10 protein-coding genes are annotated in these 12525 nt (G+C 55.5%); 2 read left to right on the top strand and 8 right to left on the bottom strand.

All coding sequences use genetic code 11. The features are described 5' to 3' along the window. Positions 1-114 precede the first annotated feature (114 nt). Positions 115-831, top strand: coding sequence for a GntR family transcriptional regulator (locus ACVCAM_RS00050; protein ID WP_407223176.1), 717 nt, complete (start codon positions 115-117; stop codon positions 829-831). A gap of 83 nt (positions 832-914) precedes the next feature. On the opposite strand, the gene sucD is transcribed toward ACVCAM_RS00050, so the two are convergent. From sucD to sdhC, 8 genes are all read right to left on the bottom strand, one after another. Beyond that, positions 915-1784, bottom strand: coding sequence for a succinate--CoA ligase subunit alpha (gene sucD, locus ACVCAM_RS00045; protein ID WP_008501094.1), 870 nt, complete (start codon positions 1782-1784; stop codon positions 915-917). Next, positions 1784-2950 carry an ADP-forming succinate--CoA ligase subunit beta gene (gene sucC, locus ACVCAM_RS00040; RefSeq protein ID WP_006809579.1) on the bottom strand — a complete coding sequence of 389 codons (1167 nt, stop codon included), beginning with the start codon at positions 2948-2950 and terminating at the stop codon, positions 1784-1786. The genes sucD and sucC overlap by 1 nt, the downstream gene beginning before the upstream one ends. A 95-nt stretch (positions 2951-3045) precedes the next feature. Continuing rightward, entirely contained in the window at positions 3046-4266 is a 1221-nt protein-coding gene (odhB, locus tag ACVCAM_RS00035; RefSeq protein WP_025912846.1) for a 2-oxoglutarate dehydrogenase complex dihydrolipoyllysine-residue succinyltransferase, read from the bottom strand. A 14-nt stretch (positions 4267-4280) separates the two neighbouring features. Then, on the bottom strand, positions 4281-7088 hold the full coding sequence (sucA, locus tag ACVCAM_RS00030; protein WP_008501092.1) for a 2-oxoglutarate dehydrogenase E1 component: 2808 nt from the start codon (positions 7086-7088) through the stop codon (positions 4281-4283). Positions 7089-7336: 248 nt separating this feature from the next. Continuing rightward, a complete protein-coding gene (gene sdhB / locus ACVCAM_RS00025) occupies positions 7337-8053 on the bottom strand; it encodes a succinate dehydrogenase iron-sulfur subunit SdhB (RefSeq protein ID WP_008501090.1) in 717 nt (238 codons plus the stop codon). A gap of 15 nt (positions 8054-8068) precedes the next feature. Beyond that, entirely contained in the window at positions 8069-9835 is a 1767-nt protein-coding gene (sdhA, locus tag ACVCAM_RS00020) for a succinate dehydrogenase flavoprotein subunit (protein WP_008501089.1), read from the bottom strand. Further along, complete coding sequence (gene sdhD / locus ACVCAM_RS00015) at positions 9835-10182, bottom strand: succinate dehydrogenase membrane anchor subunit (protein WP_008501088.1); 348 nt, start codon at positions 10180-10182, stop codon at positions 9835-9837. The genes sdhA and sdhD overlap by 1 nt, the downstream gene beginning before the upstream one ends. Continuing rightward, entirely contained in the window at positions 10176-10580 is a 405-nt protein-coding gene (gene sdhC / locus ACVCAM_RS00010) for a succinate dehydrogenase cytochrome b556 subunit (protein WP_020684965.1), read from the bottom strand. Before sdhC ends, sdhD begins: the two co-directional genes overlap by 7 nt. A 639-nt stretch (positions 10581-11219) precedes the next feature. Between sdhC and ACVCAM_RS00005 the strand changes: the two genes are divergently transcribed. Continuing rightward, positions 11220-12503 (top strand): citrate synthase, encoded by a 1284-nt coding sequence (locus ACVCAM_RS00005; RefSeq protein WP_008501086.1) that lies wholly within the window; start codon positions 11220-11222, stop codon positions 12501-12503. The last annotated feature ends 22 nt before the right edge of the window (positions 12504-12525 follow it).

The raw sequence follows: 12525 nt of genomic DNA, 5'->3' as shown, positions 1-12525 counted from the left end.
TACATTTATGTGATCATTTTCACTAACAACGCAAATTTGTATTTAAGTTGTATTATTTACAAATTTTAAGCGGGAGGCATAATTCCATGAAAAGGTATTAGAAAGGCAGATTCGATGGGTAACAAACCGATGTACCGGCAAATAGCCGATGCGCTTCGCGAAAAAATCAGTGCGGGAGAGTTAAAGCCTTGCGATGCGTTACCGACGGAATCCAGCCTTCAGGAGGCATTCAACGTGAGTCGCGTCACGGTGAGACAGGCGCTGAAGCTGCTTACGGAAGAGCAGATCGTCGAGAGCATTCAGGGCAGCGGCACCTACGTAAAAGAAGAGCGCGTCAATTACGACATTTACCAGCTCACCGGGTTTTACGAAAAACTGGCGGACCGGAACGTGGATACCCACAGTGAGGTGAGCATTTTCGAAGTGCTGAAAGCCGATGCAAAACTTGCCGAAAAGCTGAATCTCTCTCATGACGATAAAGTCTGGCACGTCAAACGCGTCCGCTTTATCAAACAAAAACCGGTAAATCTGGAAGAAACGTGGATGCCGCTGGCCCTGTTTCCCGACCTCACCTGGGAAGTGATGGAGAATTCGAAATACCACTACGTTGAGCAGATCAAAAAGCTGGTTATCGATCGCAGCGAGCAGGAGCTGGTGCCGATCATGCCGTCAGAGGAGGCGATCGCCGCGCTGTCGCTCGATCCGGCAAAGCCGATCCTGGAAAAAGTCTCCCGCGGGTTTCTGAAGGACGGGCGGGTATTTGAATACAGCCGCAACGTGTTCAATACCGATGATTACAAGTTCACGCTAGTCGCCAGACGCAGGCAATAAAAAAGGCCGCTTTACAGCGGCCAACCATGTCGAAACGGACATTTTTATACTGCAACGCCCCCCTTTCGGGGAGCAGAGAGGACTTACTTAATGATGGATTTCAGTGCTTCGCCGATATCCGCCAGGCTGCGAACGGTCTTCACGCCTGCGGCTTCCAGCGCTGCGAATTTCTCATCAGCCGTACCTTTACCACCGGCGATGATCGCGCCTGCGTGACCCATACGCTTGCCTTTCGGCGCAGTCACACCCGCGATGTAACCCACAACTGGCTTGGTCACGTGTTCTTTGATGTAAGCAGCCGCTTCTTCTTCCGCGCTACCACCGATCTCACCGATCATCACGATCGCTTCGGTCTGTGGATCTTCCTGGAACAGCTTCAGGATGTCGATGAAGTTAGAACCCGGGATTGGGTCACCGCCGATGCCCACGCAGGTGGACTGGCCGAAACCGTAGTCGGTGGTCTGCTTAACCGCTTCATAGGTCAGGGTACCGGAACGGGACACGATGCCCACTTTACCCGGCTTGTGAATGTGGCCCGGCATGATGCCGATTTTGCATTCGCCCGGGGTGATCACGCCTGGGCAGTTCGGGCCGATCATACGCACGCCAGCTTCATCCAGCTTCACCTTCACGGTCAGCATATCCAGCGTCGGGATACCTTCGGTGATGGTGATGATCAGTTTGATGCCTGCGTCGATCGCTTCCAGAATGGAGTCTTTGCAGAACGGCGCCGGAACGTAGATCACGGTCGCGGTTGCGCCCGTCGCTTCTACGGCTTCACGCACGGTGTTGAACACCGGCAGGCCCAGGTGGGTGGTGCCGCCTTTACCTGGCGTTACGCCGCCAACCATCTGCGTGCCGTAGGCAATCGCCTGTTCGGAGTGGAAAGTCCCCTGGCTACCGGTGAAGCCCTGGCAGATAACCTTGGTATCTTTATTAATTAAAACTGACATTATTTCCCCTCCACTGCGGCAACAACCTGCTGAGCTGCATCCGTCAGACTTTTCGCTGCAATAATATTCAGGCCGCTGTCAGCCAGTTTTTTCGCGCCGAGTTCAGCGTTGTTACCTTCCAGACGCACAACCACCGGAACGTTAACACCCACTTCTTCTACCGCACCGATGATACCGTCGGCGATCAGGTCGCAACGGACGATGCCGCCGAAGATGTTAACCAGAACGGCCTTCACGTTGTCGTCGGAGAGAATGATTTTGAACGCTTCGGTTACGCGCTCTTTGGTTGCGCCACCGCCCACGTCGAGGAAGTTCGCTGGCTCGCCGCCGTGCAGCTTAACGATGTCCATGGTGCCCATCGCCAGGCCCGCACCGTTAACCATGCAGCCGATGTTACCGTCCAGCGCCACGTAGTTCAGCTCCCACTGTGCCGCCTGCGCTTCACGCGGGTCTTCCTGAGACTGGTCGCGCATTTCGCGCAGATCCGGCTGGCGGAACAGCGCGTTGCCGTCAGCGCCCAGCTTGCCGTCGAGGCAGATCAGATCGCCCTGGGTCGTGATCACCAGCGGGTTGATCTCGATCAGCGCCAGATCGCGCTCCAGGAAAATGGTCGCCAGACCCATGAAGATCTTGGTGAACTGCTGAACCAGCTTGCCTTCCAGACCCAGTTTGAACGCCAGCTCGCGACCCTGGTAAGGCATTGGGCCTGCCAGCGGATCGATAGCCACTTTGTGGATCAGGTGCGGGGTCTCTTCCGCCACTTTTTCGATTTCCACGCCGCCTTCGGTAGATGCCATGAACACCACGCGACGGGAGCTACGGTCAACCACCGCGCCCAGGTACAGCTCTTTCGCGATGTCGGTTGCAGCTTCAACCAGGATCTGGTTAACCGGCTGGCCGTTCGCATCTGTCTGGTACGTTACCAGACGCTTGCCGAGCCAATGTTCAGCAAACGCACGAATCTCTTCTTTGCTCTTAACAACCTTCACACCGCCCGCTTTACCACGGCCACCAGCGTGAACCTGACACTTAACTACCCACGGGCCGGAACCGATTTTAGATGCGGCTTCTTCTGCTTCACGCGGGGTAGTACAGGCATAACCCACCGGAGCCGGTAAGCCATACCGGGCAAACAGCTGTTTGGCCTGATATTCATGTAAGTTCATGTGTTCTATCCATCCTTCAGGGTAATCGTTATCTTCAAACCTGTAGACCGGCGCAGCGTGTGCCGGCCTACGGGGCAGGTGATGCTAAATCGTGACTAGACGTCCAGCAGCAGACGCGTTGGATCTTCGAGCAGCTCTTTAATGGCTACCAGGAAGCCCACGGACTCGCGGCCGTCGATCAGGCGGTGGTCGTAAGAGAGCGCCAGGTACATCATCGGCAGGATCTCAACTTTACCGTCTACCGCCATAGGACGATCTTTGATGGCATGCATACCCAGGATCGCGCTCTGCGGCGGGTTAATGATCGGGGTAGACATCAGCGATCCGAAGACGCCGCCGTTGGTAATGGTGAAGTTACCGCCGGTCAGGTCGTCTACGGTCAGCTTGCCGTCGCGGCCTTTCACCGCCAGCTCTTTAATGTTTTTCTCGATGTCGGCCATACCCAGGGTATCCACATCACGCAGAACCGGGGTCACCAGGCCACGTGGGGTAGAAACCGCCATGCTGACGTCGAAGTAGTTGTGGTAAACCACGTCATCGCCATCAATGGACGCGTTCACTTCCGGGTAGCGTTTCAGCGCTTCAACCACCGCCTTCACGTAGAAGGACATAAAGCCCAGACGGATACCGTGACGTTTTTCGAACGCGTCACCGTACTGCTTGCGCAGGTCCATGATTGGCTTCATGTTCACTTCGTTGAAGGTAGTCAGCATCGCGGTAGAGTTTTTCGCTTCCAGCAGACGCTCGGCCACGCGCTTGCGCAGGCGGGTCATTGGCACGCGTTTTTCGCTGCGGGCACCCAGAGCAGGCTGTGCTGCCGGTGCTGCCGCAGGGGCTTTCGCTTCGGCCTGAGCAGGCGCTTTCGCCAGATGCTTGTCGATGTCTTCGCGGGTCAGACGACCGCCCACACCGGTACCTTTGATGGCTGCCGGGTCAAGGCTGTGTTCCGCCAGCAGGCGACGGATCGCCGGGCTGAGCGCGTCGTTGGTCTGTTCTTCCAGAGAAGCCTGCTGGCGCTGAGCCGGCGTAGAGGCTTTCTCTTCAGACTTCGCGCTGGACTCTTTGCCCGCGCTGTTGCCTTCACGCAGGCGACCCAGGATCTGACGAGAGGTGACGGTGGTGCCTTCGTCTTCCAGCACCGCGTCCAGAACGCCATCCGCCGAAGCCGGTACTTCCAGTACCACTTTGTCAGTTTCGATTTCTACCAGCACTTCATCGCGCTTAACGGCATCGCCTGGTTTTTTGTGCCAGGTAGCGACGGTCGCATCTGCTACAGATTCAGGCAGGTCGGGAACAAGAATATCTACGCTACTCATTATGTATCCTTTAATTAATCGACGTTCAGCGCGTCATTGACCAGATCTTGTTGCTGCTTCTGGTGAACGGACATATACCCTACCGCCGGAGAGGCGGAGGCCGGGCGACCTGCATAGCGCAGGGCTGACCCAAATGGAATCACTTCACGGAAATGATGCTGGCTGCAGTACCATGCGCCCTGGTTGAGCGGCTCTTCCTGGCACCAGACAAAATCATGAACGTGAGCGTACGGTTTCAGCGCTTCCTGCACCGCCTGGTGCGGGAACGGATAAAGCTGTTCGATACGCACGATGGCGACATCTTTCTGATCGTTCTTACGGCGCTGTTCCAGCAGGTCGTAATAAACCTTACCAGAACACATCACCACACGCTTCACGGCCTGTGGATCCAGCTCGTCAATTTCACCGATGGCTGGCAGGAAGGTACCGTTCGCCAGCTCTTCCAGGCTGGACACCGCCAGCGGGTGACGCAGCAGGGATTTCGGCGACATGACCACCAGCGGACGACGCATACCGCGCAGCGCCTGACGACGCAGCATGTGGTAAACCTGCGCCGGGGTCGACGGCACGCAAACCTGCATGTTCTGCTCGGCGCAGAGCTGCAGATAACGTTCCAGACGCGCGGAGGAGTGCTCCGGACCCTGGCCTTCATAGCCGTGCGGCAGCAGCATCACCAGGCCACACATACGGCCCCATTTCTGTTCGCCGGAGGAGATGAACTGGTCGATAACCACCTGCGCACCGTTGGCGAAGTCGCCGAACTGCGCTTCCCAGATGGTCAGGGTGCGCGGTTCTGCCGTGGCGTAACCGTATTCGAAAGCCAGTACCGCTTCTTCAGACAGCACGGAGTCCCAGACCTTGAACTGGCCCTGACCGTTGTGCACGTGCTGCAGCGGGGTGTAGGTTGAACCGTTAGACTGGTTGTGAACCACCGCGTGACGGTGGAAGAAGGTGCCACGGCCCGCATCTTCACCGGACAGACGAACAGGAATGCCTTCGTCAACCAGCGTCGCGTAAGCCAGCGTTTCCGCGCCGCCCCAGTCGAACAGCTTCTCGCCTGCCGCCATGGCCTGACGGTCAGCATAAATTTTCGCCACGCGAGACTGCATCTCGATAGCGTCCGGCACGGTGCTGATGCGTTTAGCCAGCTCCTGCAGGCGCTTCATCTCCACCTTGTTCGGATAGCTCTCATCCCACTCGTGGTTGAGGTACGGCGACCAGGTAAAGGAGTGCATGTTCATCGGGCGCAGCTCTTTCACTACGCATTCACCCGCGTCCAGCGCGTCGCGGTAGAGGTTGACCATTTCGGTCGCATCTTCCAGCGTCGCCACTTTGTCGCTTTCCAGCTTGTCAGCATAGATTTTGCGCGGCGTCGGGTGTTTTTTGATTTTCTGATACATCAGCGGCTGGGTTGCACTTGGCTCATCCGCTTCGTTGTGGCCGTGACGGCGGTAGCAGAAGAGGTCAATGAACACATCGCGTTTGAAGGTGTTACGGAAGTCCAGCGCCAGACGGGTAACGAAAGCCACGGCTTCCGGGTCATCCGCGTTAACGTGGAAGATCGGCGCCTGAACCATCTTACCGATGTCGGTGCAGTACGGGGTAGAACGTGCGTCAAGCGGGTTAGAGGTGGTGAAGCCCACCTGGTTGTTGATCACGATGCGAACGGTACCGCCCACTTCATAACCACGCGCTTTGGACATGTTCAGGGTTTCCTGCACCACGCCCTGCCCTGTCACCGCCGCATCACCGTGGATGGTGATTGGCAGAACTTTGTTGCTGCTCGGCTCGTCCAGACGATCCAGACGCGCGCGCACGGAACCGATAACCACCGGGCTGACGATCTCGAGGTGTGACGGGTTAAACGCCAGCGCCAGGTGAACCAGACCGCCTTCGGTTTCGATATCTGACGAGAAGCCCATGTGGTACTTCACGTCGCCGGTGCCGAGGTGTTCTTTATGTTTGCCTGCGAATTCGTCGAACAGGTCCTGCGGTTTTTTACCCAGCACGTTGACCAGTACGTTCAGACGACCACGGTGTGCCATGCCCAGCACCACTTCACGGGTGCCGCTCTTGCCTGCGTGACGAATCAGCTCTTTCAGCATCGGCACCAGGGCGTCACCGCCTTCCAGCGAGAAGCGTTTTGCGCCCGGGAACTTCGCGCCCAGATAGCGCTCAAGGCCTTCCGCTGCGGTCAGTTCGCTGAGGAAGCGTTTTTTCTCATCAGCCGAGAAGGTCGCGTGGCCCGCTACGGATTCGATGCGCTGCTGGATCCAGCGCTTCTCTTCGGTAGAGGTAATGTGCATGTATTCCGCGCCGATGGAGCCGCAGTAGGTTTGCTTGAGCGCATCAATCAGATCGCCCAGCTTCATCGTGTCTTTGCCGATGGCAAAGGAACCTACGTTAAAGCTTTCCTGGAAATCGGCCTCGGTCAGATCGTGATACGCCGGATCGAGATCGGCCACACGGTCTTGTTTCCACAGTCCCAGCGGATCGAGATTCGCATGCTGGTGACCACGGAAGCGATAAGCGTTGATAAGCTGCAGGACTTTAACCTGCTTCGCATTGGTGTCAGGGTCGGAAATCGCAGAAGAGTAACGTGAGGCATCCTTCGCCAGACGACGGAAATAATCACGTGTTTTGGAATGGAATTGATCCGGTTTGACCCCTGTACCAGGCAACTGCTGGAACATGGAACGCCAGTTTGCGTCCACTGAGTCAGGATCGGTTAAGAAGTCTTCATAGAGCTGTTCTATCCAGCTCTGGTTGGCACCAGAGAGATAAGAAGAGTCCAGCCAGGCTTTCATTGCGCCGTTCTGCATCGTGATCCCTTAAGCATTTTTATGCTTACTTTCGCCGTAGAAACTACCACGCACACCACGTGTACGTGCCGGGGTTCACCTGCGAGCTCTTTTCATTTGGCCCGCGAAGGAACCTTTAGAAACTGTCTGGACTTCAGGGTAGTACAGGGCAGTTTTTAAAGGTTTCTGCATTTTGCCCGGTGGCGCTACGCTTGCCGGGCCTACAGTTTCGTAGGCCGGATAAGCGCAGCGCCATCCGGCAACGTTACTTACGCACTGCGCTGCAGCAGCATCGACTTAATATGGCCGATGGCGCGCGTCGGGTTCAGCCCCTTCGGACACACACTGACGCAGTTCATAATGCTATGGCAGCGGAATACGCTGAAAGCGTCACTCAGTCCTTCCAGACGGCTGTCGGTTTCGGTGTCGCGGCTATCGATCAGGAAGCGATAGGCAGCCAGCAGACCGGCCGGGCCGATAAACTTGTCCGGGTTCCACCAGAACGACGGGCAGGACGTAGAACAGCATGCGCAGAGAATACACTCGTATAGACCATCGAGTTTTTCACGCTGCTCAGGAGACTGTAAGTGCTCACGAGCCGGTGGATTTTGCCCATTATTCAATAAGTAAGGCTTAATCTTCTCATATTGTGCATAGAATTGCCCCATGTCTACCACCAAATCACGCACGACCGGCAGGCCTGGCAGAGGACGGATAACAATTTTCTGACCAGGACGCTGCAACGCTGAAATTGGCGTGATGCAGGCCAGGCCATTTTTGCCGTTCATGTTCACACCGTCAGAACCACACACCCCTTCACGGCAGGAGCGACGGAACGACAGGGTTGGATCTTTTTCTTTCAGCTGGATTAAGGCATCCAGCAGCATCATGTCGCGACCTTCTTCCGCTTCCAGGGTGTAGTCCTGCATGCGCGGAGCGTCGTCTACATCCGGGTTATAACGATAAACTGAGAATTCGAGTTTCATTATCCTGTCTCCGCATTAGTAAGTACGAATCTTCGGCGGGAACGCCGGACGCAGTTTCGGTTCCATGTTGACGCTACGACGCGTCATGGTTTCCGACTCTGGCAGATACAGGGAATGGCACAGCCAGTTTTCGTCATCACGTTCCGGGAAGTCGAAGCGGCTATGCGCGCCACGGCTTTCGGTACGGAAGTTTGCCGACATCGCGGTCGCGAACGCGGTTTCCATCAGGTTATCCAGCTCCAGGCACTCAACGCGCTGGGTGTTGAACTCGCTGGAGGTGTCGTCCAGACGGGCATTTTTCAGACGCTCGCGGATCGCTTTCAGCTGCTCAAGACCTTTGGCCATCGCGTCGCCTTCACGGAATACCGAGAAGTTGTGCTGCATGCATTCCTGCAGCGCTTTACGGATTTCCACCGGATCTTCGCCGTTACGGTTGCCGTTCCAGCGGTTGAGGCGCTCAAGAGAGGCATCAATTTCGTCGTCGGTCGCGTCACGCAGCGCGCCCTGCTCGGCAATGGATTCCTGCAGATGCAGACCCACTGCGCGACCAAACACCACCAGGTCCAGCAGCGAGTTGCCGCCCAGACGGTTTGCGCCGTGTACGGATACGCAGGCAATTTCGCCCACCGCGAACAGGCCAGGAATAACCACGTCTTCGCCCTGCTCGTTCACGGTCAGCGCCTGACCGGTCACTTTGGTCGGAATACCGCCCATCATGTAGTGGCAGGTTGGGATAACCGGAATCGGCTCTTTCACCGGATCGACGTGCGCGAAGGTGCGGGACAGTTCCAGGATGCCCGGCAGACGGGATTCCAGCACTTCTTTACCCAGGTGGTCGAGTTTCAGCTTGGCGTGTGGACCCCAAGGGCCGTCACAGCCGCGGCCTTCACGGATTTCGATCATGATGGAACGCGCCACCACGTCACGACCCGCAAGGTCTTTCGCATTCGGGGCATAACGCTCCATGAAGCGCTCGCCGTGTTTGTTCAGCAGGTAGCCACCTTCACCACGGCAGCCTTCCGTCACCAGAACGCCCGCACCGGCGATACCGGTTGGGTGGAACTGCCACATCTCCATATCCTGCACCGGCACGCCCGCGCGGATAGCCATACCGACACCGTCACCGGTGTTGATGTGGGCGTTGGTGGTGGACTGGTAAATACGGCCTGCACCGCCGGTCGCCAGCACGGTAGCGCGGGCTTTGAAGTAAACCACTTCACCGGTTTCGATACACAGCGCGGTACAGCCAACGATGGCGCCATCGGCGTTTTTCACCAGATCCAGCGCATACCATTCGGAGAAGATGGTGGTGTGGTTTTTCAGGTTCTGCTGATACAGGGTGTGCAGCAGCGCGTGACCGGTACGGTCAGCCGCCGCCGCGGTGCGTGCCGCCTGCTCGCCGCCGAAGTTTTTCGACTGGCCGCCAAACGGACGCTGATAGATGGTGCCATTTTCCAGACGGGAGAACGGCAGCCCCATGTGGTCCAGCTCCAGAATCGCTTCCGGGCCGGTTTTACACATATATTCGATGGCATCCTGGTCACCGATGTAATCGGAACCTTTTACCGTGTCATACATGTGCCATTCCCAGTTATCTTCATGGGAGTTACCCAGCGCAACGGTAATACCGCCCTGCGCAGACACAGTATGGGAACGGGTTGGGAAGACTTTAGAGAGCAGCGCACAGCTCTGGCCACTCTGGGAAATTTGCAGTGCGGCACGCATACCTGCGCCACCGGCACCAATCACAACAGCATCAAATTCTCTGACTGGCAGTTTCATTACACACCCCACACCACAACGAATCCATAAATAACGTAAACCACCAGTGCAACCACAATGGCCAGCTGCAGTGGAAGGCGAATCGCCAGCGGTTTAACGTAATCGGTCAACACCTGCCACATGCCAATCCAGGCATGAATAAGGATGGAGAAAAGGGCCAGCAGGGTGAACACTTTGGTGAAGGCGGATCCGAAGAACCCACTCCAGATTTCCCACGTCAGCGTGCCGCTGGTCGCGAAGAAACCGATCATATAGATGATGTAGAGGGTGAGAACGATGGCGGTAGCACGGACCAGAATGAAGTCATGTACGCCGTTGCGTCCTAATGCGGAGGCGTTGCTTACCATACGAGAACTCCTGCGAGAAGTGAAAGCACGACTGTAATCACAAATGAAATGTTAGCGGAGCGCTTCCCGGCTTCGAAAGTCTCTTCCAGGTAGCCAAAGTCCATCAGCATATGGCGAACACCCACCACAACGTGGTACGCCAGCGCGGTCAGAATGCCCCACATGATGAATTTCACGAAGAAGCTGTTCATGATGGCAGAGGCCTGGAGGAATCCTTCAGGAGAAGAGAGGCTGGTGCCCAGTAACCACAGCAGAATACCGACCGCCACAAACGTAATCACACCAGAAACACGGTGCAGAATGGACGCTATTGCTGTTACGGGGAACCGGATCGTTTTCAGATCCAGATTGACAGGTCTTTGTTTTTTCACATTTCTTATCATGAATAACGCCCACATGCTGTTCTTATTGTTTCCTTCCTCCGGACTGCGATGCGGGTCAGACAGCGTTCCTTTTCTATAACTGCGCGTCATGCAAAACAGTGCTTCCAGATGCTTAAACGACACATTACAACGCTGGGTGGCTCGGGATTGCAGGGTGTTCCGGAGACCTGGCGGCAGTATAGGCCGTTCACAAAATCATTACAATTAACCTACATACAGTTTGTCGGGTTTTCTCTGGAACAGTGATCAGGGTCACGATAACAACATCTTTTTAATTTTTAATCATCTGATTTGACAAATGTTAAACAATATTGTTACAAACGTCATCAGAAAAGGCATATAATGCGCAAAAGTTATGAGGTCTCTCTTTCACCTGACAAATAGTTATGTAACAGTGTGATGGTATTGACCGAAGTTATCAGGACAGTTATTAGTGATATACAGGTTTGAATAATTCGGACTGCAAAAACGCTGATTTGCTGTTGTTTCACTGATATTTCATTCGTTTACCTGCAAGGCGCCATAGCTCTGTACCCTGGTTTGTCCTCGTGAGCTGAGCGGTAAGCCAAATAACAATCTGGTAACGGTGATTAACAGCTGAAAGCAAATCCGGTAAAGCGCAGTCTTAAGCATAAGGCGCTAAGGAGACCGTAAATGGCTGATACAAAGGCAACGCTCACCCTAAATGGTGACACTGCTATTGAACTGGATGTGCTAAAAGGCACGCTCGGTCAGGATGTTATTGATATCCGTACGCTGGGTTCCAAAGGGGTATTCACCTTTGACCCTGGATTTACCTCTACCGCATCTTGCGAATCCAAAATCACCTTTATCGACGGTGACGAAGGTATCCTGCTCCATCGCGGCTTCCCTATCGATCAGTTAGCCACCGAATCCAACTATCTGGAAGTGTGCTACATCCTGCTGAACGGCGAAAAACCGACGCAGGCCCAGTTCGATGAATTTAAAACCACCGTGACCCGTCACACCATGATCCATGAGCAGATTACCCGTCTGTTCCATGCGTTCCGTCGTGACTCTCACCCAATGGCGGTGATGTGCGGGATTACCGGTGCGCTGGCAGCGTTCTACCACGACTCCCTTGACGTGAATAACCCGCGTCACCGTGAAATCGCTGCTTACCGTCTGCTGTCCAAAATGCCGACCATGGCGGCGATGTGTTACAAATACTCCATCGGCCAGCCGTTTGTGTATCCGCGTAACGACCTCTCCTACGCGGGCAACTTCCTGCGCATGATGTTCTCCACGCCGTGCGAAGAGTACGAAGTGAACCCGGTTCTGGAACGCGCGATGGACCGTATTCTGATCCTCCATGCTGACCACGAACAGAACGCCTCGACCTCAACCGTTCGTACCGCAGGCTCTTCAGGCGCGAACCCGTTCGCCTGTATCGCTGCGGGCATCGCCTCCCTGTGGGGACCGGCGCACGGCGGCGCCAACGAAGCGGCGCTGAAGATGCTGGAAGAGATCAGCACCGTTGAGCACATTCCTGAGTTCGTGCGTCGCGCGAAAGACAAGAATGACTCCTTCCGCCTGATGGGCTTCGGTCACCGTGTTTACAAAAACTATGACCCGCGCGCCACCGTGATGCGTGAAACCTGCCACGAAGTGCTGAAAGAGCTGGGTACCAAAGATGACCTGCTGGAAGTGGCGATGGAGCTGGAACACATCGCGCTGAACGACCCGTACTTCATCGAGAAGAAACTCTACCCGAACGTCGATTTCTACTCTGGCATTATTCTGAAAGCGATGGGCATTCCGTCTTCCATGTTCACCGTGATCTTCGCCATGGCCCGTACCGTAGGCTGGATTGCGCACTGGAACGAAATGCACAGCGAAGGCATGAAGATCGCCCGTCCTCGTCAGCTGTATACCGGCTACGAGCAGCGTGATTTTAAGTCTGACCTGAAGCGCTAAAAGTTAAGCCCGGTGGCGCTAA

This window comes from Enterobacter sp. CFEC122 (assembly GCF_052983755.1).
Note: the sequence above shows the minus strand (reverse complement) of the source record. Positions and strands in the feature narration are given on the sequence as shown.